Origin of the sequence: Pedobacter sp. MC2016-24 (assembly GCF_015223055.1) — a bacterium.
In the GTDB taxonomy this organism is placed as follows: Bacteria; Bacteroidota; Bacteroidia; order Sphingobacteriales; family Sphingobacteriaceae; genus Pedobacter.
In genome coordinates this window covers 67,738-94,269 of sequence record NZ_JADFBX010000014.1, presented here as the reverse complement: position 1 = coordinate 94,269, position 26,532 = coordinate 67,738, and the positions used below count along the sequence as shown (strand labels likewise).

24 protein-coding genes are annotated in these 26,532 nt (G+C 41.0%); 10 read left to right on the top strand and 14 right to left on the bottom strand.

The features are described 5' to 3' along the window. Positions 1-13: 13 nt before the first annotated feature. Both IM797_RS23020 and IM797_RS23015 read right to left on the bottom strand, forming a co-directional pair. On the bottom strand, positions 14-979 hold the full coding sequence (locus IM797_RS23020; protein ID WP_194129557.1) for an SUMF1/EgtB/PvdO family nonheme iron enzyme: 966 nt from the start codon (positions 977-979) through the stop codon (positions 14-16). Between the two features lie 130 nt (positions 980-1,109). Continuing rightward, complete coding sequence (locus IM797_RS23015) at positions 1,110-3,650, bottom strand: ATP-dependent Clp protease ATP-binding subunit (protein ID WP_194129556.1); 2,541 nt, start codon at positions 3,648-3,650, stop codon at positions 1,110-1,112. A 289-nt stretch (positions 3,651-3,939) separates the two neighbouring features. Here IM797_RS23015 and IM797_RS23010 point away from each other — a divergent pair, with 289 nt between their 5' ends. The 4 genes from IM797_RS23010 (at position 3,940) to IM797_RS22995 (ending at position 8,607) form a co-directional block, all read left to right on the top strand. Then, a complete protein-coding gene (locus IM797_RS23010) occupies positions 3,940-4,539 on the top strand; it encodes a TetR/AcrR family transcriptional regulator (protein WP_194129555.1) in 600 nt (199 codons plus the stop codon). Positions 4,540-4,605: 66 nt separating this feature from the next. Then, positions 4,606-5,697: an HlyD family secretion protein gene (locus IM797_RS23005; protein ID WP_194129554.1), complete on the top strand. Its 1,092-nt coding sequence runs from the start codon at positions 4,606-4,608 to the stop codon at positions 5,695-5,697. Further along, the gene (locus tag IM797_RS23000; protein WP_194129553.1) at positions 5,697-7,280 is read left to right on the top strand and encodes a DHA2 family efflux MFS transporter permease subunit; all 1,584 of its coding nucleotides are present in this window, start codon (positions 5,697-5,699) and stop codon (positions 7,278-7,280) included. Before IM797_RS23005 ends, IM797_RS23000 begins: the two co-directional genes overlap by 1 nt. A 19-nt stretch (positions 7,281-7,299) precedes the next feature. Next, positions 7,300-8,607 carry a TolC family protein gene (locus IM797_RS22995; RefSeq protein ID WP_194129552.1) on the top strand — a complete coding sequence of 436 codons (1,308 nt, stop codon included), beginning with the start codon at positions 7,300-7,302 and terminating at the stop codon, positions 8,605-8,607. Between the two features lie 100 nt (positions 8,608-8,707). Here IM797_RS22995 and IM797_RS22990 read toward each other — a convergent pair whose 3' ends face one another. Further along, positions 8,708-10,345, bottom strand: coding sequence for a hypothetical protein (locus IM797_RS22990; RefSeq protein WP_194129551.1), 1,638 nt, complete (start codon positions 10,343-10,345; stop codon positions 8,708-8,710). Between the two features lie 211 nt (positions 10,346-10,556). Between IM797_RS22990 and ettA the strand changes: the two genes are divergently transcribed. Continuing rightward, positions 10,557-12,236 carry an energy-dependent translational throttle protein EttA gene (gene ettA / locus IM797_RS22985; protein ID WP_194129550.1) on the top strand — a complete coding sequence of 560 codons (1,680 nt, stop codon included), beginning with the start codon at positions 10,557-10,559 and terminating at the stop codon, positions 12,234-12,236. A 66-nt stretch (positions 12,237-12,302) separates the two neighbouring features. Here the strand turns inward: ettA and IM797_RS22980 are convergent, their stop codons facing one another. Continuing rightward, positions 12,303-13,118, bottom strand: coding sequence for an alpha/beta hydrolase family protein (locus tag IM797_RS22980; protein ID WP_194129549.1), 816 nt, complete (start codon positions 13,116-13,118; stop codon positions 12,303-12,305). A gap of 13 nt (positions 13,119-13,131) precedes the next feature. Continuing rightward, positions 13,132-14,007: an ROK family protein gene (locus IM797_RS22975; RefSeq protein WP_194129548.1), complete on the bottom strand. Its 876-nt coding sequence runs from the start codon at positions 14,005-14,007 to the stop codon at positions 13,132-13,134. Positions 14,008-14,150: 143 nt separating this feature from the next. Between IM797_RS22975 and IM797_RS22970 the strand changes: the two genes are divergently transcribed. Beyond that, positions 14,151-14,774, top strand: coding sequence for an alpha-ketoglutarate-dependent dioxygenase AlkB (locus tag IM797_RS22970; protein WP_194129547.1), 624 nt, complete (start codon positions 14,151-14,153; stop codon positions 14,772-14,774). Between the two features lie 9 nt (positions 14,775-14,783). Here the strand turns inward: IM797_RS22970 and IM797_RS22965 are convergent, their stop codons facing one another. Beyond that, complete coding sequence (locus tag IM797_RS22965; protein WP_194129546.1) at positions 14,784-15,269, bottom strand: hypothetical protein; 486 nt, start codon at positions 15,267-15,269, stop codon at positions 14,784-14,786. Between the two features lie 154 nt (positions 15,270-15,423). On the opposite strand from IM797_RS22965, the gene IM797_RS22960 reads away from it, so the two are divergent. Then, a complete protein-coding gene (locus IM797_RS22960) occupies positions 15,424-15,975 on the top strand; it encodes a helix-turn-helix transcriptional regulator (RefSeq protein WP_194129545.1) in 552 nt (183 codons plus the stop codon). 31 nt (positions 15,976-16,006) lie between these two features. Here IM797_RS22960 and IM797_RS22955 read toward each other — a convergent pair whose 3' ends face one another. Genes IM797_RS22955 through IM797_RS22945 form a run of 3 tightly spaced genes read right to left on the bottom strand, consistent with a single transcriptional unit; the run spans position 16,007 to position 17,816 of the window. Further along, positions 16,007-16,243 (bottom strand): DUF1456 family protein, encoded by a 237-nt coding sequence (locus IM797_RS22955; protein ID WP_194129544.1) that lies wholly within the window; start codon positions 16,241-16,243, stop codon positions 16,007-16,009. A 17-nt stretch (positions 16,244-16,260) separates the two neighbouring features. Beyond that, complete coding sequence (locus tag IM797_RS22950) at positions 16,261-17,568, bottom strand: DEAD/DEAH box helicase (protein ID WP_194129543.1); 1,308 nt, start codon at positions 17,566-17,568, stop codon at positions 16,261-16,263. A 26-nt stretch (positions 17,569-17,594) separates the two neighbouring features. Continuing rightward, entirely contained in the window at positions 17,595-17,816 is a 222-nt protein-coding gene (locus tag IM797_RS22945) for a hypothetical protein (protein WP_228099063.1), read from the bottom strand. Positions 17,817-18,061: 245 nt separating this feature from the next. Here IM797_RS22945 and IM797_RS22940 point away from each other — a divergent pair, with 245 nt between their 5' ends. Further along, on the top strand, positions 18,062-18,535 hold the full coding sequence (locus tag IM797_RS22940) for a ribonuclease H-like YkuK family protein (protein WP_194129542.1): 474 nt from the start codon (positions 18,062-18,064) through the stop codon (positions 18,533-18,535). Position 18,536: 1 nt separating this feature from the next. Here IM797_RS22940 and IM797_RS22935 read toward each other — a convergent pair whose 3' ends face one another. The 3 genes from IM797_RS22935 to IM797_RS22925 all read right to left on the bottom strand — a co-directional run bounded on the left by IM797_RS22935 (position 18,537) and on the right by IM797_RS22925 (position 21,640). Then, the gene (locus tag IM797_RS22935) at positions 18,537-19,118 is read right to left on the bottom strand and encodes a DUF4468 domain-containing protein (protein ID WP_194129541.1); all 582 of its coding nucleotides are present in this window, start codon (positions 19,116-19,118) and stop codon (positions 18,537-18,539) included. 68 nt (positions 19,119-19,186) lie between these two features. After that, positions 19,187-20,230, bottom strand: coding sequence for a porin (locus tag IM797_RS22930; protein WP_194129540.1), 1,044 nt, complete (start codon positions 20,228-20,230; stop codon positions 19,187-19,189). Positions 20,231-20,272: 42 nt separating this feature from the next. Continuing rightward, positions 20,273-21,640: an ammonium transporter gene (locus IM797_RS22925; protein WP_194129539.1), complete on the bottom strand. Its 1,368-nt coding sequence runs from the start codon at positions 21,638-21,640 to the stop codon at positions 20,273-20,275. A gap of 361 nt (positions 21,641-22,001) precedes the next feature. On the opposite strand from IM797_RS22925, the gene IM797_RS22920 reads away from it, so the two are divergent. Next, positions 22,002-22,484 (top strand): SRPBCC family protein, encoded by a 483-nt coding sequence (locus IM797_RS22920; RefSeq protein ID WP_194129538.1) that lies wholly within the window; start codon positions 22,002-22,004, stop codon positions 22,482-22,484. Here IM797_RS22920 and IM797_RS22915 read toward each other — a convergent pair. Further along, positions 22,463-23,419: a TIGR01212 family radical SAM protein gene (locus IM797_RS22915; protein WP_194129537.1), complete on the bottom strand. Its 957-nt coding sequence runs from the start codon at positions 23,417-23,419 to the stop codon at positions 22,463-22,465. The two genes, IM797_RS22920 and IM797_RS22915, sit on opposite strands and share 22 nt — an antisense overlap. Before the next feature lie 105 nt (positions 23,420-23,524). Between IM797_RS22915 and IM797_RS22910 the strand changes: the two genes are divergently transcribed. Then, the gene (locus IM797_RS22910; protein ID WP_194129536.1) at positions 23,525-24,643 is read left to right on the top strand and encodes a hypothetical protein; all 1,119 of its coding nucleotides are present in this window, start codon (positions 23,525-23,527) and stop codon (positions 24,641-24,643) included. A gap of 301 nt (positions 24,644-24,944) precedes the next feature. On the opposite strand, the gene IM797_RS22905 is transcribed toward IM797_RS22910, so the two are convergent. Further along, the gene (locus tag IM797_RS22905; RefSeq protein WP_194129535.1) at positions 24,945-26,483 is read right to left on the bottom strand and encodes a TlpA disulfide reductase family protein; all 1,539 of its coding nucleotides are present in this window, start codon (positions 26,481-26,483) and stop codon (positions 24,945-24,947) included. Positions 26,484-26,532: the final 49 nt, after the last annotated feature.

The window sequence follows — 26,532 nt, the reverse complement described above, 5'->3', positions numbered from 1 at the left end:
ATTGTGAGTTCATTTAGTAATCGGCAATGGGTGCTTTATTGAAATAAGCATCAATTTCCGCTTTTGTCGGCGTCTTTACTGGCCTAACCAGGCGAATTCCGATAAAAGGAGCCTCCGGAAACCACCAGTTACTTTTAGGGATCTGTGGATCAAGCTGTTTCCAAACCGGATCAGAGGCTAGCCTGGCAGCGGAACGTAAGTCTGCAGCAACATCATCATAATTCCCACCCCGGATCACATTGGCGTATAATTTATCGGGAACAACGACCGGATTAACAGCCAAAGACGCTGCCGCCACTGCTTTATAATCTTCAGTATACTGATCATAAGTCCACTCCCCAACATTTCCATAAATATCATACAGGCCCCATGGATTTGGCTTTTTCTCCCCTACCGCATGTGTTTTAGCGGCGCTATTGTCTTTATACCAGGCATACTCAGCAAGTTTGCTTGCATCGTCGCCAAAAAAATAGGCTGTGCTGGTACCTGCGCGACTGGCGTATTCCCATTCGGCTTCTGTTGGCAGCCTGTAAAAGACACCAGTACGGGCATACAGCCATTTACAATACTGAATGGCGTTATACTGGGTCATTGCCAGTGCAGGGTGATTTTCTTTTCCCATACCAAAAGTCATGTCTAAATAAGGTTTTGTCGGCCGCGTAACCGCATCTACCTGTGCCGGAACCGGCGCCGTACTGTGTGTCGTTTCATAGTCCTTATATAGAAAAGGTTCATAAATATCCCAGGTCACTTCAAAAGTACTCATCCAGAACGGATCAATTTTTACTTTATGCAAGGGCAGTTCATCTGCTTTGCCATTTTTGCTGCCCATCATGAATATCCCGCCTGGGATGGCCTGCATTTCAAAATTCAATTTTGTGCCTTTGATTTCTTGTGTATAAGCTCCCATTTTTTCCTGCGCATGGCTAGCCAGTGTCAGAAAAACAAGAGGGAGCATCATCGCTAATTTTCGCTTCATGGATGCTGATCTGCGTTTCATTTATATTTTACCTTAACCTATTTACTCCCTAAAATAGAGCCATTTATCGTAAAAACCAAAAACCCCGGACAGTTTTTCTGCCGGGGTCTTTTAAATGTGCTTAAAACGCTTATTCTATACTTCCTTCTTCTTTTTTCTTTTTCTTACCCGCTGCTTTAAGCACAACTACGATCTGATCAGCTTCTTTATCGTAATCAATTTCTAAAGTATCACCATCGTGGATTTCACCTTTCAGAATTTCTTCTGCAATCGGATCCTCCAGATATTTCTGGATCGCACGTTTCAACGGTCTTGCACCAAATGCAGAGTCAAACCCTTTATCAGCAATGAAATCTTTGGCTTTATCAGTCAGCTTCACTTCATAACCTAAGTTATGTACACGTCCGAACAAAGATTTCAATTCAATATCAATGATTTTAAAGATTTCTTCTCTACCCAGTGAGTTGAATACCACAACATCATCAATACGGTTTAAGAACTCAGGTGCAAAAGCACGTTTCAAAGCATTCTCAATTACACCTCTTGAATGGGTATCCGCCTGATTCGTTTTAGCAGTGGTAGAGAAACCTACGCCCTGTCCAAAATCTTTCAACTGACGTGCACCAATGTTAGAGGTCATGATGATGATCGTATTTCTAAAATCTACTTTACGTCCTAAACTATCAGTCAGCTGACCTTCGTCTAATACCTGCAACAAGATATTGAATACATCAGGATGGGCTTTTTCAATCTCATCCAGCAAAATAACTGCATAAGGCTTACGGCGTACTTTTTCAGTCAACTGTCCGCCTTCTTCATAACCAACATATCCCGGAGGCGCGCCCACTAAACGGGATACCGCAAATTTCTCCATGTATTCACTCATGTCAATCTGAATCAGTGAATCGTCACTATCAAACATGAAACGAGCCAATTCTTTTGCCAATTCAGTCTTACCAACACCAGTAGGGCCTAAGAAAATAAATGAACCGATTGGTTTTTTAGGATCTTTTAATCCAGCTCTTGTACGTTGTATTGCCCTGGTCAGTTTTTTGATGGCATCATCCTGTCCAATAATTTTAGACGACACGGTATCAAACATATTCAGCAATTTCGTACTGTCTGTTTGTCCCACACGTTGCAACGGAATACCAGTCATCATAGAAACTACTTCAGCTACATTATCTTCTGTAACGGTATATCGTTTCGTTTTGGTTTCTGCTTCCCATTCTGCCTTAGCACGCTCCAGCTCCTCCAACAGATTTTTTTCAGTATCTCTCAGTTTCGCAGCCTCTTCGTATTTCTGGCTTTTTACAACTTTATTTTTTTCCAGTTTAATCTCTTCGATCTTATTTTCGATAGTAATGATGTTCTCCGGAACATGGATATTGGTTAGGTGAACCCTTGATCCAGCTTCATCTAAAGCATCAATCGCCTTATCAGGTAAAAACCTATCGGTAATATACCTTGAAGTCAAAGCCACACAGGCATTGATCGCTTCATTAGTATAAGTTACCCCATGGTGATCTTCATACTTCTCCTTAATACGGTTTAGAATTTCAACCGTTTCATCAGGAGTAGCAGGCTCAATCATCACTTTTTGGAAACGACGGTCTAATGCACCATCTTTTTCAATGTACTGACGATACTCATCTAAAGTCGTTGCACCGATACATTGAATTTCGCCCCTTGCCAAAGCAGGTTTGAACATGTTCGAAGCATCTAATGAGCCAGAAGCACCACCTGCACCTACAATCGTATGAATCTCATCAATAAATAAGATCACATCTGTAGATTTTTCCAGCTCGTTCATCACGGCTTTCATACGCTCTTCAAACTGTCCGCGGTATTTAGTACCTGCAACCAAAGAAGCAAGATCTAAAGTAACCACACGTTTGTTGAACAATACCCTGGATACTTTACGCTGAACAATACGCAAGGCAAGTCCTTCTGCAATCGCAGATTTACCAACGCCTGGCTCACCGATCAGGATAGGGTTGTTCTTTTTACGACGGGAAAGAATCTGAGATACACGCTCGATCTCTTTTTCACGGCCAACGATTGGGTCTAAACGACCTTCCTCTGCAGCTTTGGTTAAGTCTCTTCCAAAATTATCTAAAACCGGCGTTTTAGATTTGATGTCAGACACTTTCTTAGGGCTGCTGAAGCTTTCTTCCTCACGATAATCATCGTCACCACCTGTTGATGCGCTATTTTGAGTTTCATCTCTGAAACCGTTTTTATTCACTTCAACTTCCTGTTTGAAAATTTCGTAATTCACGTTGTACTGCAATAAGATCTGAGAAGCAATGTTATCGTCATCGCGCAGAATAGAAAGCAGCAAATGCTCTGTTCCAATCAAATCGCTTTTGAAAATCTTCGCTTCAAGATACGTGATCTTTAAAACCTTTTCGGCCTGTTTGGTTAAAGGGATATTCCCAAGGTTAACCGTCACACTGGAGGTACCTCTAACCGAGTCTTCTATCGAACGACGAAGTTTTGAAGTGTCAACACCCAGTGATTTTAATATTTTGATGGCCATACCATCGCCTTCGCGAATAAGGCCTAACAAAAGATGTTCTGCGCCTATGTAATCGTGACCTAATCTCAGGGCTTCTTCCCTGCTAAAAGAAATCACATCTTTTACTTGTGGAGAAAATTTAGCTTCCATATATACCTTTCTAATTCAGGAACGCTCTAAACTATAAAATATGTTTTATAAATAGGCACCTGTATTTTTTTTATTTTATCAACAATTACGCCATTGGCCAATAATCCGATGTTGCAACTGACGTTATTTCATAAATGTTACCTTTTTTTGACTATTCTATCTATAATTATAAAATAAGAAGCAACTCTGTCAGTATCCCGTATAAATATAAGTAAAGTATAAATTAAGCGCAATAGCACTTGACAATCTAAAAACTATTCTTACATTTGCATACCAAACGGTCGGTATTATGATTGACACTAGAGAACATATCCTCAACACTTCCTTAAAACTGTTTCTGCAGAAGAGCTTCAAAGAAGTGACAATGAAAGAAATTGTGGAAACCACGGGACTCTCAAAAGGGGCATTCTATCATTATTTCAGTAGCAAGGAAAAAGTTTTTGAAGAAGTGGTCGATTTCTTTTTATCCGACTTTATGAAGTTCGATTTCAGCAATCTTTCTCATGATTCGTTAAAATCATTTTATAGCGACTACCTGAAATCAATGGAAGAAAAAATACAGTCGGCAGGTAAAATAGGTCTGGTAACAGGTGATACCTTCAATGCAAATCACTACTTCCTGTTATTTGACGCCTTAAAAATGCTGCCTTCATTTAAAGACAAACATCTTGAGCATAACCAAAATGAATTAAATGCCTGGACTGAAATAGTCACTTCGGCTAAAAAAAGTGGAGAAATCAACTCTAAAATTCCCGATGAACTTATTGCCAAAACATTCATCTATCTGGGTGATGGGTTTGGAATGCACTTAATTATTGATGGTGCGGCCAGCAAGATGCATGAACTTAAACCATTATTTGACGGAATTTACATGGGCTTTAGGGCCTAAAATTTTTTTACCTAAAAACATACCGAACGGTCGGAATATATAGAAACACTGGAAGATCAAAGTAAAATGGAAAAAGAAGAAACAATGACCAAGAAGAAATCAATTAAACTTTTAATCATAGGAGTCATCGTACTCTTGATTGCAGCGGGAGGTTATTACTTCTGGAAAAAAGGTGCAACCTATGAAAGTACAGACAATGCACAGCTTGACGGCGACATTTTACCCGTGCGTGCAGAAATCACAGCTAAAATAGATCGTATCTATTTTACAGACAACCAATTGATCAAAAAAGGGGACACACTACTCGCTTTTGATACGACAGAATTAAAAACCAGAATCCTGCAGGCCGCTGCTGCTTTGGAAAATGCAAAAGCAAACCTGGAAATATCCGGATCCAGGGCCATAGCCAGCGGTGAAAATGCAAATGCTTCGAGTCAAAATTCTGCAGCTTACCAACAGGATATGCTCGCCGCAAAGACGAGCTTCAGAAAAGCACAAAAAGATTTTGATCGCGCATCTGCTTTACTTCAGGCAAAAGCCATTACGCAACAGCAGTTTGAAGATGCCCAAGCCAATCTTTCCATTACCAAAGTAGAGTACCAGAAAGCTGTAAATCAGCAGCAGTCATCTGTGGCCTCCTCATCAGGTTTAAAAACGCAGGCCAAAGCAGAAGAAAGCCAGATCATGGCAGCAAAAGCTACAGTAAAACAACGTGCAGCAGAACTACTACAAATACAGCAACAACTCGCACATGCTTATATCATTGCACCATTTGATGGTATCGTAACGAAAAGGACTGCCCAACAAGGCCAGTATGTAACTGCCGGCGCCCCTTTATGTACGGTAATCAATCAAACCAAATTATGGGTTACGGCCAATTTCAAAGAAACACAACTTAACAAAATAAAAATCGGACAGCAGGTTCTTATAAAATTAGATGCCTATCCTGACCTGAAACTCAATGGAACAGTAGCTTCATTTGGCGGGGCAACTGGTGCCAAGTTCTCTCTGATCCCGCCCGATAATGCATCCGGAAACTTCATTAAAATCACGCAGCGCTTTCCAATACGAATCGTTCTTTTTTCTTTGCCCAAAGACAAACCGACTGTTCTGTTTGCCGGCTTAAGTGCTTTTGTAAAAGTTAGAGTAACAGAATAATGGAAACTGAAGTCCAACAACAAGCCATCAGCTATCCAACTGGTCTGACAAAAGCAATTCTCATTGCTACGGCAATCTCCTGTGCCATCATCGAATTGATAGATACCACCGTAGTTAACGTATCTCTGCGTGAGATCAGCGGGAATATTGGGGCTACCACAACAGAAATAGCCTGGGTCATCACTGCCTATAGCATTGCGAACGTAACCATCATACCGCTATCAGGCATGCTTTCCAATCTCTTCGGCCGCAAAACCTATTTTACCGCATCAGTACTCCTGTTTACCTTTGCCTCTTTAATGTGCGGACTATCTGACAGTCTCTGGACCCTCGTATTCTGGCGTTTCATTCAGGGATTGGGCGGTGGGGGACTATTATCAACAGCACAAGGAGTGATTCTGGGTGCATTTCCACCCGAAAAACGGATGACGGGAATGATGATTTATGGGATGGGTATCATTGTCGGACCCGCATTCGGCCCTATATTAGGCGGGTATATTACAGATAATTTTTCCTGGCACTGGGTATTTTTCATTAACCTTCCCATCGGTGTAGTCGCTAGTATTTTATCCTGGAAATATATCCCCAACCTGGAAGGGGTTCCCAAACCAAAAATAGACTGGTGGGGCATTTTATTCCTGGTCATCGGTATTGGCAGCCTTCAATATGTTCTGGAAGAAGGAACTGCGGCCGACTGGTTTGAAAGTCATGAAATTATCTTCTTTACAATCACAGCGACGCTTGGTATTATCGCTTTTATTATCCGTGAACTCAGTATCGATTTCCCTGCGGTAGACCTTCGCTTGTATCGAAGCTTTAACCTGTTAATGGGTAATGTGATGAACCTGATCATCGGAATGATCCTGACCGGTACAATTTTTATTTTCCCTCTTTTTGTACAAACATCGCTCGATTGGTCTGCCACTCAAACTGGCGCTTTCATGATTCCAAGCTCGCTCTTTATCATTGTCGGCATGATCATCGGAAAGAAAGCCATGGAAAAAGGAGCAAATCCTAAAATTCTCATCCTAATTGGTATTGTATTGAATATCCTTTACCTGGTCATGCTGTCTTATTCATCTCCAGAAAGCAATAGCAGCAATTTCTTCTGGCCATTCATGATTCGCAGTGTCGGAATCATGTTTATGGTTCTACCGATTTTTGACCTTGCTATGGCTGGCCTTACCGGTAAAGATCTTGCCCAGGCAGCTGGTTTAACCAATATGTTCCGTCAAATGGGTGGTGCCATTGGAGTGGCTTTGATGAATATTTATGTAAACCAGGAAAACGCCTTTGTCCGAAGTACAATGATTGGTAATATCAGTGAGTATAATCCAATCAGCACAGAAAGACTCAGTGGTTTTACTCAATTATTTTCAGACGCGGGGTATTCAACAGATGAGTCTGCGGCAGCCGCATATCAGCTGATGAACCATACCCTTACCAAACAGCAGGCGCTCGTCAGTTACAACCATGGATTTATGTTTGTTGCCATTTCACTACTAGCGGCTATTCCCATTGTTTTGCTTATCAAACACAAGAAAAAAGACAACAATTCCAGTGTATCTATGGATGCACACTAACTTTATTAAATTTCACCAAATGAAACGATACATGACCTTAATCTTCATGCTGTTATACCTTTCAGCAGTGGCCCAAAATACTGATACCTTAAAGATTAGTCTGCAACAGGCCCAGGCACTTGCATTAAAAAACAGATTTGATATACACGCCAATCAATATGACATTGACATTGCCAACAATAACATCGTCAAAACCAGGAACGAATGGCTACCAGACCTCAGTGCAGGTGGTACGATCAGGTACAACACGCAGTTACAAGCCACGCTCATCCCCACTGGATTTTCTGGTTCGAGCCAACCACAATTGTTGGCCCTGGGTTCTAAAAACACCACCATATTTGATATTGAATTAGATCAGCCGATTTTTAAACCCAACCTTACAACAGATATCAAAATTGCGCGAAATGATCTGGCTACTCAAGAAGAAAGGAACAGGGCTTACGAAATTGAGATCAAAACTCAAGTTAACTACTCCTATCTCAATGTACAGTTAAAAGCGCTGCAGTTGAAAATTATGATCGATAACCAAAATCGGTACCAGGATTATTATACCGTCGCAACTGCGACTTTCAAGGCTGGCGCATTATTAGAAAATGATCTGCTTAAAGCAAAACTTGATTATCAGAATGCCCAAACAGAATCTGAAAAAGAACGGCAGCAGTACGAACTGAGTCTCAAAAAATTAAGTTACCAGCTCAACATTAGCAACAGCCTTAACCTTGTGCTTACAGACACCATCATCGCAGACAAACAAATTCTAATGGAAGCGGCCGGTCCTTCACGCACAGAAATCAGACTGCTGCAGTTGCAGCAGGAGGACATCAAACTGCAGAAACAAAAAATAAGACAAAGCAATCTTCCTGTAATCTCTTTGTTTGCCAACTATTCGCAGCAGTTTCTAAATGATAATTTCAACTATTCCACGACAAAAATGTGGTCGCCATTTAGCTATCTGGGCTTAAAACTAAATGTACCAATAAGCCTGATATTTAAAAACAAAGCAAATCTGAAAGAATTCACACTAAAGGACAAACAAACGGCATTACTACTGAAACAAAAAAATGCCGATATCAATTATGAAATTCAAAATGCCACCACTACATTAAGTAATGCGGCTAAGAATATGCAGACCGCCAAAAGCAATTACGATTTATCGAGACTTATCTATAACACACAAAAACAACAATATAAATTCGGCGCTTTATTATATAGACATCTACTTGATACCGAGAAATCACTCAGTACAGCCGAGCAGAATTACGTTAAAACTGTTTACGATTATCTCCTGGCAAAAACCGATTACTTAAGAGCGAATGGAAGCTTATAATACCATTACCAGCTTCCCTCATCTAACTTAAAGCAATATAGATTAGTTATTAACCTATATTGCTTTAAGATAATCGTTTTCTAATTTCCGGTATATCTGCTTACTGTGCACTTTTCATCTTGTCGTACATCGTATTCAATTTATTGCATAATTCAGAACAATCTGCATTTAAATTTGTGGTCCACCAGGCAAAACAGTATTTACCAATGCAACAGCCGCACCATTTTCCTGTTGGTCTATTTTGCGGTTGCGGGTGACTGAAATAATTCAAAGCATATTCGATCGTTACACTCACCGGCTCTCCGTTATAAAAAGTCTGGTAAGTATAACTACCCAGGTTTGTCGCTTTACCATAAACTTTACGGACGGTCGGGTGATGTTTTATAGGCGTCTTATCATCGTCCAGCACCATTGCACCACTCAACGTATCTTTCTCAATCGGGATCAACCTGAAACAAAAACTCGTACCACCACAGCCACCATCATCACAACCGTTACAATTGTCGCAGCCCATCAATACACGGCCTACTGGTGCAACATGAAATATAGGGAAGGGCATGGCAAACAACCTGCCATTTCCATCTTGTTTTAAAGTATAACCCAGCGAAACCTCATCATTTTTCAGCCTTTTTTTGAATTCAGCACTTTTCGTAGCAAATGAAACCATCAATGGTTCTACGAACACAGCCTTTGTATTTTCATCACCTTGTCCTTCATAATTGCTTAAAGCAATTGCCTTTCCGCCAGTAATCGATGCTGGAATAACCTGTTGCTGGTTATTAACCGGAAACAGCAATGCCGACAATGAACCAACCGTCCCCGCATCCTGGTCTTTTGCACTGGCAATTGCCGGAGCAGATGGAGTTGAAGCAGAAGCTCTGCTCCTCCTGACCTTACCAATTGCCAAACTCATCCCTACCTTAAATCCCATGCTTTGGTACGACATAGCCTTGGTCGCTGATGACACCGTAGTTCCCATTTGCATCTGATCTAAGTTATACAAACCCTGGTCATTTGGTTTTCCCTGAGGTTTAAACACAGTTCCATCACGCTTCAAATCTGGTCCCGAAGTATAATTACCCTCCACATAAAATCCCAGTTTACCTGGAAAATAAGCGACACGCAGTTTTGGCATCAAGGCTAAGCCCGTAATTTTACCTGAAGGCTGACTGTATAAATTGTAAGTGTAACTTTGCCCATTTACCGTATTGTTTTGGCTAAACTGAAGTTCGGTTTGTTTAATAGACCTGTAGCCTGCATTTAAGATTGGAGAAATGGTCAGCTTACCGAAAGAAAAATTGGCTTGCATACCCGCTTCTGCCTGGTAAACAGGCACCTTGCTATCAACAGGTCTGGTTGCGTATGAAGTCTGACCAGACTGGCCAATGATACCATAACCAGGATAATTTGAAGGATATGCACGCAAATCACCTTTAAAATACTCCGCTCCGGCATTCAGACCAATGCTAAAAATGGTTTCTGAAGTTGAACTTTCCCAATTACCTGCCATAGGTACATACAGACTGGCATTGAGCGCCAATCCCTTATTAATGCCATAGTTATTTTTAACATCCTGACCAGGATTATTGCTTCCAGCACCAAAGGAAATCAGCATATTACCTCCAGGTTTTTTGCCACCCCGTACAATGACTCCTTTGATCGGCTGTCCAGGAATTTGAGCGTAACCTACACTTGCAGAAAGCAACAAAGCACAGGCAATTTTAGTAAAAGTTTTCATGATTTGGTTGTTTATTTGATTGATATCAATTCAAATCAAAAAATGTTACCCATTCATTTTAATCATTGATCAAACGATCCTAAGCGATATTGATTCCTGATTGCTGGGTGATCAGTAACAAAGTCTTATCTTTGCAGGCAACCAATCCAGAAATAATTGGTCATTTAAACGATTTATAAGTCATAAAAAGGCTATACACTATAAAATAATTATGTCAGACGAAAAGATAATTTTCTCAATGGCGGGGGTAAATAAGATTTATCCTCCCCAAAAACAAGTTTTAAAGAACATTTACCTTTCCTTTTTTTACGGTGCTAAAATCGGGGTAATCGGTTTAAACGGTTCCGGAAAGTCCTCTGTTTTAAAAATCATTGCAGGTATCGATAAGGCCTTCCAGGGTGAAGTGGTCTTTTCACCAGGTTATACCGTAGGCTACCTGGCACAGGAACCTGAGCTGGACGAAAATAAAACTGTTCGCGAAGTAGTGGAAGAAGGTGTAGCTGAAATTACTGCCATTTTAAAAGAATACGAAGAAGTGAACGAAGCATTCGGTTTAGAAGAGAACTACTCTGATGCAGATAAAATGGATAAACTGATGGCCCGCCAGGGTGAACTGCAAGATAAAATCGATGCAGTAAACGCCTGGGAACTGGATTCCAAACTGGAAAGAGCAATGGACGCTCTACGTTGCCCGGATCCGGAAACTAAAATCGGTGTTTTATCCGGAGGTGAACGCAGACGTGTGGCCATGTGCCGTTTATTGCTTCAGGAGCCTGATGTTTTATTACTGGATGAGCCAACCAACCACTTGGATGCGGAAAGTATCGATTGGTTAGAACAATTCCTGCAAAACTATAAAGGAACCGTTATTGCGGTAACCCACGACAGGTACTTCCTGGACAATGTTGCCGGCTGGATCCTGGAATTAGACCGTGGTGAAGGTATTCCATGGAAAGGAAATTATTCATCCTGGTTAGACCAAAAAGCGAAACGCCTTGCCCAGGAAGAAAAAACAGAAAGCAAACGTCAGAAAACACTGGAACGTGAGTTGGAATGGGTACGTATGGCACCAAAAGCCAGACATGCAAAATCTAAAGCACGTTTATCCAACTATGATAAACTGGCCTCGGAAGACGGGAAAGAAAGAGAAGACAAATTGGAGCTATTTATCCCGGCTGGTCCAAGGTTAGGAAATGTAGTGATCGAAGCCAATGAAGTCACCAAATCTTATGGTGACAGGATTTTATTTGAAAACCTGAGTTTCTCTTTACCTCCTGCTGGAATTGTTGGAATTATCGGACCAAACGGTGCCGGTAAAACGACGCTATTCCGCCTCATCACCGGTCAGGAAACCCCTGATGCCGGAACTTTCCGTGTTGGTGAAACGGTAGCCTTGGGTTATGTAGATCAGATGCACAATGACCTCGACCCGGATAAAACGGTGTATGAAAACATCACCGATGGCCTGGACAATATTCAACTAGGCAATAAGGCAGTAAACGGCCGTGCCTATGTTTCCAAATTCAATTTCAACGGAGGAGATCAACAGAAAAAGGTAGGCATCCTATCTGGTGGGGAGCGCAACCGCGTACACCTGGCCATTACTTTGAAAAAAGGAGCCAACGTATTGTTACTCGATGAGCCTACCAACGATATCGACGTGAATACTTTGAGAGCACTGGAAGAAGCACTGGAGAACTTTGGCGGCTGTGCAGTAGTGATCAGTCACGATAGGTGGTTCTTAGACCGGATCTGTACACACATCCTGGCTTTCGAAGGAAACTCACAGGTTTACTTTTTTGAAGGAAACTATAGCGATTACGAAGAAAACCGTAAAAAACGCTTAGGTGATGTGACACCACACCGCATCAGGTACAAAAAATTAGTGTAATTCATGAATATAAAAAATCCGGTATCAGAACGATACCGGATTTTTTATGCAGATAAAATAAAGCGACTAACCGCGATTAAAAAAATCATTGAAAAACAACAACTGATACTTAATGGCATTGGCCCAATATGGCCAGGTATGGGCACCTGGTCTGATGATAAAATCATGCGGTATATTCTGATACACCAATTCGTCGTGCAACTTGACATTCACATTATAGAAGAAATCATCTCGCCCACAATCAATAATCAATGCAAGCTTGTTTGGAATCAACAAGTGTGTCATGTTAATGATGGTGTTCTCTTTCCAGCGCTGCGGATATTTTTCATAATCACCCAACCTTTTGGCAATATTCCAGTTTAATGGAAATGGAGTGATGTCTACACCTCCACTCATACTGCCCGCAGCACCAAAAACATCCTGATGCCTGAAAGACAAATACAAGGCGCCATGTCCACCCATACTTAAACCAGTAATCGCCCGTCCTTTCCGGTCTTTAACTGTCTTGTAGTTCTTATCAATGTAATTGACCAGCTCCCTGGATACATAAGTCTCGTATTGCCAGGCCGGGTCTACCGGACTGTCAAAATACCAACTTGTTACATTTCCATCAGGACACACGATAATCATTTGATATTGATCTGCATATTGTTGCAGGGCAGGAACTTTTTTAATCCATCCGCTATAAGCATCACCCGCCCCATGAAGCAGGTATAAAGTAGGTAAAGCTTTCGCATCCGCATAACGGTCCGGTGTAACAACTACGGCCTTGATGTCCTTTTTCATGACCTCACTATGGGTTACAACAGTGTCTACTTTAGCGGCAAAAGACAGCTGGCAAGCAAGAACAGAAACGGCCAGCAAAGCATAAAATTGTTTCATAAATTGTTGTTGTCTATTCGTTAATCCATACACTTGCCGCCCCAACAAGCGCAGCATCCTCCCACATCTCAGTTTGTTTAATCACTACGGTCTGATCTTTAAGCTGTGTTTGCAGCCGGGGCATAAAATGAACCCAGTTGCGTGCGATGTTACCACCTATAACCAGAACCTCCGGCTTTTCTGCTTCAATAAAGTCATTGATAAAAGTAGCCAGGTTATCCGCAAACTCATCAAAGATCTGATCCTTCAAGGCCTGATCTCCGGCCTGCAACAGTTCTTCTACATTTTTAATCGTCCCGCCATTGGTCAATTCCGCATATCTTTTTGAAAACCAGCGTGTAGAAAGATATTCTTCTGCTTTGCTCTCCTGAAAAGGTATAGCCGCGCGATTAACGTCCACCACTGTACCACTACAATTACTGGAAGAACCAAGTCCTGTACCCAGCGTAATGCCAATTGCACGGGAAAAATTTACTGCCGCACCGGCAACCAGTTCACCCGTTAAAAAAGCAACAGCATCATTGATAAACACCACATCAGCAAGCGCGATATTCAAACGTTCAGATAAGATCTTTCCAACTGCTACGCCGTACAAAGCATCGTACTTTTTAACATCTTTAAAAAGCCCGATACCATTGGTATAATCAAAAGGACCGGGCATGGCTATCCCCAATTTAGCTTCGCCAAAAGGAAAGTTATCGAGTAAGGGCTTTAAAGCTGAAACCCAGGAGTCAAAAATTAAATCGGCAGTATCATTGGAAGGTACACGCTCCCTGCTTAGACTTCCCTCAACAACAGATAATGCGGTGGCGTCTATGTAAGCTGCGGTAATGTGCGAACCTCCAATATCGACCCCAATAACCGGGCGCTCAACAACTTTTGAAATCATAAAATTGGGTTAAATTATTTAGGATAATTATCAAATAAAGCTAAATTAAAAAAGAGATAAAAATCTTTTTTTTCTTTTAAGCAAGAACCGGGTTTTATTTACAGCAATTAATCCGCATTTTTGACGCATCTGACTTAACATACATGGATTTATTTACTAACGAGGCGGAAAAAGACAGAAATCTATTACCTGATGGCGGTACTGTAAATTATTATGGCTGGCTGATGCCCAGGCAACAGGCCGATCACTATTTTGAAGTTTTACTGCAACATATTGAATGGAAAAGTGATGAAGCCATCATATTCGGCAAACACATCCTGACCAAACGTAAAGTAGCCTGGTATGGCGACATGCAGTTTGAATATACTTATTCCAATACAACCAAAAAAGCCTTACCCTGGACGAAAGAATTATTGGAACTTAAAAGCCTGACAGAGCAAAAGTTGGGAGAACGTTTCAATTCCTGCCTGCTCAACCTTTACCATAGCGGCGAAGAAGGTATGGCCTGGCATAGTGACGGAGAAAAAGACCTGAAAAAAAATGGGGCTATCGCCTCCTTGAGTTTCGGTGCCGAAAGAAAATTTTCTTTTAAACACAAGCAAACTGAGCAACAGGTATCGCTTATTTTGGAACATGGCAGTTTACTGGTCATGAAGGACGCGACACAAACCAATTGGCTGCATCGCCTCCCTCCCACTAAACTCATTAAAAAGCCCAGAATAAACCTGACTTTCAGAACCATTGTTGATCAGAGTCCGGTCAGGTAAATTCACTACTTATTTTACAAATGTTGACTTCCAGTAATCTTTACAGTATCTGTTCTGAAAATAAATAGCCTTAAGCAAATCCCTTACATCTTCATTAAACTTGGTATACAATTCATTTTCATTCGCGACTCCATCTTCCTCAGGCCTTGTTAGTCTGGGTAAATCCATTAACCAGTACTGGGGCTCCTGGGTTTCAAAAAGGTTGTACTTTTTCCAGAATGCTTTGATCACTTTGTATGGCGAATAGTTATCCTCGATCTGGTAGGTAGCAAATCGTTCCAGCACAGACTCAGCTTCCAGTTCCCTAATTTTTAATGTCCGTTTTTCTTGTTTCATTTCAATCTGATTGTTTTTTATGTTCGTTATTTTAAAGTACTCCTTGAATCTGGGCTCCCGAAGCGTCAATTGGATCCTGACAAACCAATACAGCCCCCCCGGAGCAGCAACCCATAAATTGAAATCAGATTCAGCAAAAGCATCCATTGTTGCAGTCAATATTTTCCAATCACCCTCAAAAAAAATAATTATTTCACAAATATTAGCAAATCATGATTTTAAAATTAAACATCTATACCAAATGTATAAAAACATATTTCAAAATACAAAATAAAATATTAAATAAGATGATCGCTATTAGTCACTTTGATTAGTGTCAAAAAAAGAGAAAACCGCCAAAACCGAGTACGCAGAACGATTGAGAGCCTTTCGTAAGATGGCTGAAGTTTCCCAGGAAAACCTGGCCAAGGCGCTAGCTGTACACCAACCCTACATTGCTTCTATCGAAGCCGGAAATGTAAGTATTGGAATAGACAAACTTGAAGAAATTGCCGCCTACTTCGGCATTAAATATTACAAGTTTGCCGATCCGGAATACCCGATTCCTCCTAAAATGGAATTACGCGAAAATATTGAGAAATATGTCAGGTCTACCCAAACAGAGCCAGGCTATCTCAAGGATGAGTCGCGCACGTTTGCCAAGCACATTGATGCACTTCTGGAAACAGATTTCTTAAACGAATTCAAAACGGCGAAAGAAATCGCTCTAGCCTGCAAAAAACGTTTTGATGTGGACATTGAAGCCTTCAGGGTTACAGACATTCTATCCCGTCAGCCAAGAAAAAATCTGTTAGACGTCATCAAACCAGAAACAGGGAAATTTAACCGGTACCGCTTAAAGACAGCAAATCCGGCAAAATCATAATTCAATAATTACAATGAGAAAAGCAAATGGACTAATCCATTTGCTTTTCTGGTCTTGGGCCACGTTTATAAATCACCAGGCCATTTAGGAAATTACGTAAAATCTGATCCCCGCAAGGCTTAAAATTAGGGTGATCATCGCTCCTGAAGAAAGAACCCAATTCACTTTTCGTAATTTTAAAATTCACCAATTCCATGATTTTGATGATATCATCATTGGTCAGCTCCAGCGCAACGCGCAGTTTTTTAAATATATCGTTATTACTCATCTGTTGTTATTAATGGTTTACATGGCAACCTCTATCTTAACCTTTTTATTTTTAATCCGCTCATTGGCCAGTTTAGTTAAAACTTTCCCCACCAGCTTGCGCTTCACGGCAACGTAAGATACCTGATCTTTGACTTCAATCAATCCCACATCTTCTTTTTGCAAGCCTCCCTTTTTGATCAACAAACCAACAATGTCTATTTTATTTACTTTGTCTTTTTTACCGGCAGCAATATAAAGGGTTTGCCAGGCACTGTCTTTGGGCAAAGCAAAAACTCCTTTTAAACTTTCAGTTTCAATATCAGCTTTCAGAAAAGGATACTTTTCATCGTCAGCCAGAATCAGATAGGCCGTTCCCTTGGCATTCATCCTTGCCGTACGCCCATTTCTGTGCAAAAACGCATCTTCTGTATATGGAAGTTGATAATGTATAATACAGGAAACCTCGGGAATATCCAGTCCACGAGAGGCCAGATCCGTAGTGATCAACATCTGAATACTGCCATTCCTGAATTTCAGCAATGCCCGCTCACGTTCATCCTGCTCCATTCCACCATGAAAGATATCATGTGCCAAATCCTGATCGATCAGCAAGTCACTGATGCGGTCTACGGTCTCCCGGTGGTTACAAAAAATCAAGGTGGTTTGATTGCCAATTTTACAGATCAGCTGCAGCAAAGTATTTAACTTATCTTCTGCCGTAGTGAGCACCTTTTTCAGTTTCAAATCAGGTACCACCTTTACATCCTGTAAAAAGTTAATGTGCACCGGATTTTGAATCCCGGTAAAATCCGGAATCTCGTCCATTGTCGTAGCAGACGTGAGGATGCGTTGTTTTAAGGAAAGCAGTTTACGGATGATGTATGACATATCTTCCTGGAAACCAAATTCCAGGGCTTTATCAAACTCATCCAAAACCAGTGTCGTAATCGTAGATTCATCAAAATTCTCATGACGCAGGTGATATGCGATCCGGCCCGGCGTACCAATTAAAACCGCTGGAGGTTGCTCAAAATTATTACGCTCTGTTTTTACGGCATGTCCGCCATAACAGCAATTCACTTTAAAACCAGTTCCCATTTGCTTAAAAACCATTTCGATCTGTAAGGCAAGTTCTCGTGAAGGAACCAGCACCAAAGCCTGTACACCTTTAACACCGGCATCTAAATTGTTAAGTACAGGCAATAGGAAACCCAGTGTTTTACCTGAACCTGTTGGCGCAAGCAACACAAGATCACTCCCTTTCTTTGCAGCGGCAACCGTTTCCAATTGCATTTCATTCAGGGATGTAATTTTCAGTTTCTCCAGTATCTTTTCTACCATCATGGCACAAAGATAATGGAATTAAGCCATTAAAATTTGAGATACTTCTTTCTAAGGTGCTTTAAGGAATTATTCAACCGCGAATCCAACTTCATCAACATATGCCCTCTTTCAGAAATCCAATTGGTCATTTGGTGATTGGCCTGTTTTATCGGGGTATATACACGCTCATCCATTAGCTCATTGTAATCAACTGATGCCCTGCTTTGCTGCATCATATAAAACTCATTTATCAATTCTGCTTTTATCATGCTCATTCAATTTTATTCAGTCATTCATCTACCAATTATTTGATCAGTGTAGTCTATAACTAACGCATCTAAATCTGGCCTAGTATAACAAACTGAGCTAAAAACAGTTTTAATTGATCAATAAGTTGTTGACAATTAACTATTTGTTAGCAATTAAACAACAAATAATTAATGGCTTTCTGAATTTAACCACCTATTTTTAGATAACCTGAATACGGGTTGTTTAAATAATAACACCAATACGTATGATTTGGAAGAAATTTAGCGGCGAAGTTATCCACACGCCCATTTTAGAAGAGGTTGAACAAGCCATCATCAGGGAGACTGACAAGGGCTATCGCCTAAAGATCTGCATCGGAACAGACTCACAGGTAAAGGGTCATTTTACCGATTTTGCAACAGTTATTGTGCTACTGAGGGAGCAACATGGCGGATTCATGTACATCCACCAGGAAAAGACCAGCCAAAAGATGAGCATCAAAGAAAGGATGCTGGTTGAGGTACAAAAGTCGATTGAAACGGCGTATGCCATTTGCGACCTCCTGGATTTGTATCATGTAGACCTGGAAGTACATGCCGACATCAACACCAATCCGATGTTTAAATCAAACAAGGCATTGAACGAGGCCATGGGCTATATCTTAAGCATGGGCTTTATCTTTAAAGCCAAACCAGAAGCTTTTGCCAGCTCTACCTGCGCCGATAAAATGGTACATTAGTTTACCATTTTTTTGTTGAAATTACCGGCACAGCCTTCAATACAGGCTGTAAAGGACTACTTTGCTGCATCGCAGTCTTAAAACGCGCCGCAAAGGCATTCACATCTTTTGTAGTCGCCTTTACATAAGCATCCCATTCACCCGCATTTAATTTGCCCGGCTTACGTTCCAGGGGCACACCAATACTGGTAGCCGGTATAAAATTGCCATACCTATCGCGTTCATAAGGAATAAAATTAAAATCAGTCAGCCAGAAGCGGTATTTTCCCGCCCTTAACTCTGCATAAAAATTATACAGCACCTCACCAGAAGGCCTGCTCAAAACCAATGCAGTTTTACGAATGATCGTTTTACCCGCAGCCTGCAGGATACTATCCGAAGCTTTTGATTTAACTTTTAACGCTTTCCCCTCTGCTTTAAGAAAAATATCCAGCCGCTGCCTTAAAGAATCGCGCGGAACTGTTTTCAGGTCTACCACTTCGTAAAAAATAAGTTTCCCACTTTCATCTAAAGACAAAGGTTTGTCCTGGGCAAAAACAGTTACGGTGATCAACAGTAAAGCGGTTAAGAAAAAGGTCTTCATAAATATCAGGTTCAAAAAAAGCCACCAGACCAAATCGGTGTGGTGGCTTAAAGTTAAGGTAATTGAGACTAAAAAGCGTAAACCAGTGCCAATGAAAATTGAGAGGCACTTTTGGTAGGCAATAAGTTACTTTTCGCGAACATATCTGCAGATCCGTTGTCAAATCTAACCTCAGGAATAAAGGTCAGTCCGCCAGACTTAATGTTCGCCGACAAGGTTACTGCAGTTACAGATTCGCCCGGAACAACATTCAGGTTTGCAGCACCATTTACTTTATCTTTTGTGCTGAAGTATTCACCTCTTACACCTAAAGATACCGCAGGACTGAAAGCGTTTTGCAGATATAAAGCCGCACCGCTATAACCGCCGCCACTATTTCCTATGGTATAATCAGCTGCATTCAAACCAATCTTCACCTTTTCAGTCACCTGATAGGAAGTTGTTAAATCCATGATGGTACCCACACCTACAGCACCAGCAGATTTACCAGAAAGCACATTCAAATAAGCAGTCCAACCTTCAACAGGAGAAACAGTCAATTGCGCGCCTATATGCGATACACCATTTACATCTGTATATACATTCCAGTCGTCAAACAAACCCACCATCAAACTTACTTTATCTGTAAAGGCATAACTTCCTTTAATTCCAGCATTCTGGAACGGACCCGCGCTGAACAAATAAGAAGTTGAGTAGTTAAAATTGGCTACCGGCGAGATCACTTCATAACCAATAAATGTACCCATAAAACCCGCAGTCATGGAAAACTTATCCGTAAAAGCGTAAGAAGCATATAAGTTCTGGATATGAAAAGACTCTGCACCCTGAGGCACTAAAGACCCTGCCTGCCCACGCGGACCAAATGACAACTCACCTACAAACGAAGCTTTACCTGTAGTTTTCTTTAAAGCCAGATCAATCATTCCGATAGAAATCGAATTCTGATCACTGGCAAAACTGGTTGCTATATTAGGTACTTTGGCAAAATCATACTTAAAATAGGTATCTACTGAACCAGATATTTCTAAAGGTGCTACTTTGGCTGCTTCTTGAGCATAAGATACAGATGCCAGCGACAAGGCTGCAATGGTTAATGCTGATTTTAGTTTCATAATTAGTTTGGTTGAGGTTGAAAATTTAGGTGGTTTAGGTTATTATAGTTCGTTCTCGATCTCCTCGCCGGTTGTCGCAAGGATCAAAGTACCTTGAGAATATTTCTCATTGTGCTGACTCGCATCTAAGCCTTCTTCTTCTTCTTCAGAAGTTACACGGATCGGTTGTACCAGGTTGATCAGTTTGAATATGATAAATGACATTACAAAACTGAATACGATTACGATCACTGCACCTTTTAACTGTGTCAGGAAAAAACCAGGGTTGCCATACAGCAAGCCGTCTACACCAGCAGGATTTACTGTTTTAGTAGCAAATACACCAGTTAACAACATACCCACGATACCGCCCACACCGTGGCAAGGGAACACATCTAAAGTATCATCCAGACTTGTTTTTTGTTTCCAGGATACTGCAAGGTTGGAAATAACAGCAGCAATTACACCGATGAAGATACTGGAAGGGATGCTTACAAAACCTGCTCCAGGCGTGATGGCTACCAGACCAACTACTGCACCGATACAAAAGCCCAGTACAGATGGTTTTTTACCTCTGGAAACATCAAAGAACATCCATGACAATCCAGCAGCACCTGCTGCAATGTTAGTGGTTAAGAACGCAGATACCGCCAGGCTATTTGCAGCCAAAGCTGAACCCGCATTGAAACCAAACCAACCAAACCACAGCAGTCCTGTACCGATCAATACATAAGGGATGTTTGCAGGTGGTACTTCGCGGTGTTCGATGTGTGATTTTCTACGTTTCAAAACCAATGCCCCTGCTAAAGCAGCCATACCAGCCGAAATGTGTACTACTGTACCACCAGCAAAATCAAGCACCCCCATTTTTAACAGGAAGCCATCAGGCGACCAGGTCCAGTGTGCCAAAGGTGAATACACAAACAGCGCAAACAATACAATAAATAAGATATAAGAAGTGAAACGGATACGCTCAGCTACAGCACCAACCACCAAACCTGGTGTAATGATGGCGAACATCAATTGAAATACAGCAAATAATGACAGTGGTATGGTACCCCAGGCCGGACCTGAATTTACACCCTGGAAAAAGAAAAACGTGGAAGGGTTTCCAATAAAACCACCAATGGTATCTCCAAATGCCAGGCTAAATCCTACAACTACCCAAAGCACGGTAACAACACCGGCAGCCACCACACTTTTGATCATGGTAGAAAGGATATTTTTGCGATGAACCATACCTCCGTAAAAGAACGCGAGTCCAGGAGTCATCAAAAATACCAATGCTGCACATACTAATACAAAGGCAACATCAGCTGCGTTGTATTTTCCCTCATCAAAGTTAGGAAGTAAGGGAATAAACAGAGCCAAAATTGCAATTATCATTAAAACTGCAAATGGACCCCACTGTTTGAATAAAACTTTTGCCATAATTTTAAATTTTACTTGTTATAATTTTAATTTGTTTGATTTTATTTGATAAATCTAGTAATTAAATCCAATAAATAATATTTACAACAAAATAAAATAACGAAAACGTTGTAATTTTCATCAAAAAAATACAAAAACTATAGAAATATATTAAAAACAGGATGCATATTTTAAATATTTACAAGATTTACATTAAAAACACAGCTATTTTTTTGATAAAAAAGTAAAAATCACACAAAATCAAAGAAAAATGTAAACACAAAAGGACAAAACCTAAAAAACCAGCACAACTATATAATCTGGAGTAAAAAAACAATTGCTAAATCTGGATGTTGTACTTTTGTGCAATAGCATTCACATCATGAGATCTTATCAGCTTAATTTCAGTCAAAAATTACCCATTTCCCTGGCCGAAGCCTGGGATTTCTTCTCCTCTCCGCTCAACCTGGCTAAAATAACGCCCGAAGACATGGCATTTACGGTAACATCTGACCTGAATACCATAGAAAAGATGTATCCTGGCATGATCATTACCTACAAGGTATCTCCTGCATTGGGCATCAAGCTGGATTGGATGACTGAAATCACCCAGGTGGTAGAAGGAAAATACTTTATTGACGAGCAAAGATTCGGTCCATACAAGTTCTGGCACCACCAACACCACTTTAAAGCAGTAGAGGGCGGTACGGAAATGCTAGACCTGTTAACTTACGGATTACCTATGGGCATATTTGGCCAAGTAGCCAACAGTGTATACGTTGCCAGCAAATTGCAGCAGATTTTCAGCTACAGAAAAAAGAAAGTGATCGAATTATTTGGCGCTTATTCCGCTACAGAAACATAAGCACTTCCCTGTACAATACCCCTGCGTTCAATTTCCTTATCAATATAAGTCTGAATAGCCGATTTATTTAAACCCCAGTTGGGTGCGATCAGCAGGTCCCAGTCCGAAATCCCAAACAATCGCTGAATCACAATATCTGGTCTCAACAGTGGAATTAATTTGCACAACAGATCGGTATATTCTTCCAGAGAAAACAATTTGAAAGGTTCTTTCTTGTATTTGACACCCATAATCGAACCTTCCACAATGTGCAAGTGGTGAAACTTCACAAATTTGATTTGAGGAAAACGGTTAATCTCATGAATATAACCCAACATCATTTCTTCAGTTTCCCATGGAAAACCAAAAATGGTATGTACACAAAGATCCAGTTTACTGTTTTCAAGCAATTTCACCGCTTCTACAAACTCACCATGACTGCAGCCGCGGTTGATTTGATTTAAGGTCTCATCATAAATTGATTCCATACCCATCTCCAGATCAACATCGTAGCGGTCGGCATAACTTTCCAGCAAGGCTACCTTCTCTGCGTCGATGCAGTCTGGCCGCGTACCTACTGAAAAACCAACCACATCTTCAGGATTAATCGAAAGTGCTTCGTCGTACATCATTTTTAAATAATGTACCGGGGCATAAGTATTGGTATTGGGCTGGAAATACACAATAAATTTATCAGCTTTATAAAAGCCTTTACCTCTTTCCATGCCTTGCTCCAGCTGCTCACGAATGGTAGGCAGCTTTCTCGACAACTCTGGGGTAAACGAATCTACATTACAATAGGTACAACCACCATAGCCTTTACTGCCATCGCGGTTCGGACAGGTAAAGCCCCCGTCAACAATTACTTTAAACACACGCTGTCCTTTATACTTTTGCTTAAGGTGCGTACCGTAATTATTATATCCTTTAATACCTAAATCTAATAGAGTTCCCAATTGCTTTTATTTTTGGCAAAAGTACGGCTTTTTAATTTATTCTATTGTTTACCGAATTTCATTCTTTATTTTTTGTACTTTTTGGGAGTCAAACCTATGATAAACATGATCAGATACCTGTTGGGATTTTTATTATCGCTAAATTTTGCCATTGCCCAGGCCAATATGGCCAAACCCTATAATGATGGCAGCGAACACTCTGTTCTTTTTTCCAGTAAAGCAATTGACGTGTTGAAGGAGAACATCAACATTAAAATCATTCAGGATGATGGATATTTGGCCAGGTATCAAATTAAATATGAGCTAAACAGCCCCTCAGCAATTACTTTACCCCTATTGTTCATTGCATCAAACCTGTTTAACGATCCCATTGTTACGGTAAACGGCCAGCCTGTTTCCATTACCCGACCGAAAAAAAATTCAACCGGAGAATTCAAAACCTTTAGTTTTATTGAACCTTACCAGGATGAATATGTCCGGGTTCATTATGAAAAGAAAGAATCCACCGTGGTTCGGGCTGATGATCTCGCTTATTTTGTCACGAGGCTTAAGGAAGGACAAAACACAATTACAGTGACTTATGATGCCCAAATTGAAACCAATAATTTTGGTTTTACAAGAAATCTGGGACTGGAATACGCATTGTTCCCTTCCAAATACTGGAAATCTTTCGGCCCGATTCATATCAACCTGCAACTTCCGGAAAAATACAAATTCCAAGATGCATCTATCGGAAATCCGGACGGCAAAGATGCTGATCATCTCATCTGGACCTTAAAAAATATACCAACTGCAGATCTGCGGATTAACCTCAAACCTGTGGTCCCGATTTTTTCTGCAGTTTTACTCTTCCTTGATCCTCTTGGTGTTTCCGCCCTCGCTTTCCTTGCTTTGGTATATTTTCATTTTAAACGAACAAGGAAACACCGGACATTGCAGGAACCAGGTTATAACTGGAGCCTGGCCATCGGAAACCTGCTCATTCCTCCATTGGTTTATACAATCTATTTCGGAACTTACAACCTGATTGACTGGTCGCTTGGCGATCTGGCTCTGGGCAGACATGGCTATGTATTGCTACTCGCTTTTACCCTACCTGTATTTTGGGTAATTTACGTTCTGGGCATGTGGTTGGTGGATTTACATTACAAGAAAAGACATCAAGTTTTAATTGAACTAACCAAACCGGTACAATCAGACTCAAAACACCCTTCGTTTAAATAATAGTCAGCACCAGCATGACTGTAGGAAAAGTACGGAATGAATACAGCTTAAGTACAGACCCGCTTTACCCCTGCTTTACCCCCCCGCTACCCCACCCTTACCCCTTCCTTACCCTTAGGGTAAAGCAGGGGCAAGGAAGAGCTAAAGCAGAAGTAAGGAAGCCCTGTACTTAAGCTGTATTCATTCCGTACTTACAGCATAGGCACCAAGAACCTTAATTATTGTTTTTCAGGCGTTTATGCAATTGTTTACATTTTAGGTTTTTGGTTAAAAACGCATGCAAAAATGTGTCACAAAATACTTAGGCTTTATGTGAAAGTATGGTATTGATCATCAGCTCCAGATCGTCCTCATTATCCCCATCTGTCCGGAAATTAGAAAAGATCAGTCGGCCGGTTTGGTCGATCAGAAAATTCATTGGCGCAGCGTTCCGGTTATCCAGGTTTCCTTTTATACGTCCTTCTACATCTTCCAATGGCGTAAAACTATAGCCACTGCTTTTCATAAACGGAACTACGTAATCGTTTTGTTTGGATACGATATTGATACCGAGGTATTCAAGATTCTGGCCTTTGAATTTTTTAACTACACTTTCAAAGTGTGGAAATTCACCTCTGCATGGACCGCAGCCAGGAAACCAATACGTGAGCAAAACAACTTTGCCTTTATAATCCGCAAGAGAAGCTTCGCCAGGTGTTAGATAGCGCTTTAAGCCGTTAAATGGTGTAGCAACTTTAGCAACCAGATCCAATTGTTTCCAGATATCGGTAGTGATACCGACCTCACTTTTACCAAGTTTAAGGCCGTAACCGGATATCGCTTCTTTAAGTACCACAGAAGGACTTTTTGAGAAATCAACCAGTAAGCTATCGTAAGCTGCGCTTGTCTGGCCAGCAATGTCATTAGCCTGGGCTTTTAATAAGGTTAACCCCGTTTTAAACGATGAATATCTGGTTAACTTGATTTGTTTTAATACTGCCAGCGCCTCGGTTCCTTTTTTCTGATCGATTAATGTTTTGGCTTTGGTTACGGTTTGTGCCTGCAGAACCAGGGCCGGCCATTCTTTCCGTTCGCCCTTTTCAGTTTTAGCCATTTCCTGCGCCAGTACTACCGCTTTTTTAGGATTTTCTGAAAGCAGGACATTGAAGTAGGAAGACATGCCACTTGAAGACCAGTTGAACTTTTCAGGTGCATAACTGTTGTACAACAGTTCAAAATACTTCAGCTTATCGGCATTTTTTTTAGATCGCGCGCCGAGCCAGTATAAAGCTTGTGCACCACGTTCATGATTGGGGAAGCGCTTAGCCACATCGACACTCATCTGTTTCCATTTCGTTTCGTCAATGCCACCGAATGAAGAAGCATAATAAAATGCATAATTTGGATTGGAAGGATCTGAAGCTGCCGCTTTAGCCAGATACGCACGTGACACCGTAAAATCACCCCAACGTTCCCCATCTTGCCATAAACCGCCCCAGGCTTCTGTAAATTTGGGATCCAGCGCTACTGCTTTCAACAGGTACGGCTTTGCCTTCGGACTCTCCTCGTCCAGATAAGCTTTTGCAATGGCGTATGGAACCATTGCTGATTTTGGATACTTGCTCATCCAATGTGCATATTCATTTTCCAACTGTGGGTTTTCTGTGCCCATGGCTTTGATGTAAGCCTGGTGTACTTTTGGACTATCTATACTTGCTTCAACAGCAGCTTTCAGTTTAGCCAGCTGAGCGGGATCAGTAACGACTTCTGTTTTGCCACGTTGTGCGATTCCTTGAAACGAATGGAAAAATAATAAGGTTGCTATGAGCAAACCAGCGGTGTTTAGTCTATTCAAAATCATAATTATAAGTTTTAATGGTAAACAGGCTTTTAGAAAAAAATCCTAAAAG

What these genes read in the sequence shown, in the direction of transcription:
- IM797_RS23020 (WP_194129557.1), bottom strand. Translation starts at nt 979, where the DNA reads ATGAAGCGAAAATTAGCGATGATGCTCCCTCTTGTTTTTCTGACACTG.
- IM797_RS23015 (WP_194129556.1), bottom strand. Translation starts at nt 3,650, where the DNA reads ATGGAAGCTAAATTTTCTCCACAAGTAAAAGATGTGATTTCTTTTAGC.
- IM797_RS23010 (WP_194129555.1), top strand. Translation starts at nt 3,940, where the DNA reads ATGATTGACACTAGAGAACATATCCTCAACACTTCCTTAAAACTGTTT.
- IM797_RS23005 (WP_194129554.1), top strand. Translation starts at nt 4,606, where the DNA reads ATGGAAAAAGAAGAAACAATGACCAAGAAGAAATCAATTAAACTTTTA.
- IM797_RS23000 (WP_194129553.1), top strand. Translation starts at nt 5,697, where the DNA reads ATGGAAACTGAAGTCCAACAACAAGCCATCAGCTATCCAACTGGTCTG.
- IM797_RS22995 (WP_194129552.1), top strand. Translation starts at nt 7,300, where the DNA reads ATGAAACGATACATGACCTTAATCTTCATGCTGTTATACCTTTCAGCA.
- IM797_RS22990 (WP_194129551.1), bottom strand. Translation starts at nt 10,345, where the DNA reads ATGAAAACTTTTACTAAAATTGCCTGTGCTTTGTTGCTTTCTGCAAGT.
- ettA (WP_194129550.1), top strand. Translation starts at nt 10,557, where the DNA reads ATGTCAGACGAAAAGATAATTTTCTCAATGGCGGGGGTAAATAAGATT.
- IM797_RS22980 (WP_194129549.1), bottom strand. Translation starts at nt 13,118, where the DNA reads ATGAAACAATTTTATGCTTTGCTGGCCGTTTCTGTTCTTGCTTGCCAG.
- IM797_RS22975 (WP_194129548.1), bottom strand. Translation starts at nt 14,007, where the DNA reads ATGATTTCAAAAGTTGTTGAGCGCCCGGTTATTGGGGTCGATATTGGA.
- IM797_RS22970 (WP_194129547.1), top strand. Translation starts at nt 14,151, where the DNA reads ATGGATTTATTTACTAACGAGGCGGAAAAAGACAGAAATCTATTACCT.
- IM797_RS22955 (WP_194129544.1), bottom strand. Translation starts at nt 16,243, where the DNA reads ATGAGTAATAACGATATATTTAAAAAACTGCGCGTTGCGCTGGAGCTG.
- IM797_RS22950 (WP_194129543.1), bottom strand. Translation starts at nt 17,568, where the DNA reads ATGATGGTAGAAAAGATACTGGAGAAACTGAAAATTACATCCCTGAAT.
- IM797_RS22945 (WP_228099063.1), bottom strand. Translation starts at nt 17,816, where the DNA reads ATGATAAAAGCAGAATTGATAAATGAGTTTTATATGATGCAGCAAAGC.
- IM797_RS22940 (WP_194129542.1), top strand. Translation starts at nt 18,062, where the DNA reads ATGATTTGGAAGAAATTTAGCGGCGAAGTTATCCACACGCCCATTTTA.
- IM797_RS22935 (WP_194129541.1), bottom strand. Translation starts at nt 19,118, where the DNA reads ATGAAGACCTTTTTCTTAACCGCTTTACTGTTGATCACCGTAACTGTT.
- IM797_RS22930 (WP_194129540.1), bottom strand. Translation starts at nt 20,230, where the DNA reads ATGAAACTAAAATCAGCATTAACCATTGCAGCCTTGTCGCTGGCATCT.
- IM797_RS22925 (WP_194129539.1), bottom strand. Translation starts at nt 21,640, where the DNA reads ATGGCAAAAGTTTTATTCAAACAGTGGGGTCCATTTGCAGTTTTAATG.
- IM797_RS22920 (WP_194129538.1), top strand. Translation starts at nt 22,002, where the DNA reads ATGAGATCTTATCAGCTTAATTTCAGTCAAAAATTACCCATTTCCCTG.
- IM797_RS22910 (WP_194129536.1), top strand. Translation starts at nt 23,525, where the DNA reads ATGATCAGATACCTGTTGGGATTTTTATTATCGCTAAATTTTGCCATT.
- IM797_RS22905 (WP_194129535.1), bottom strand. Translation starts at nt 26,483, where the DNA reads ATGATTTTGAATAGACTAAACACCGCTGGTTTGCTCATAGCAACCTTA.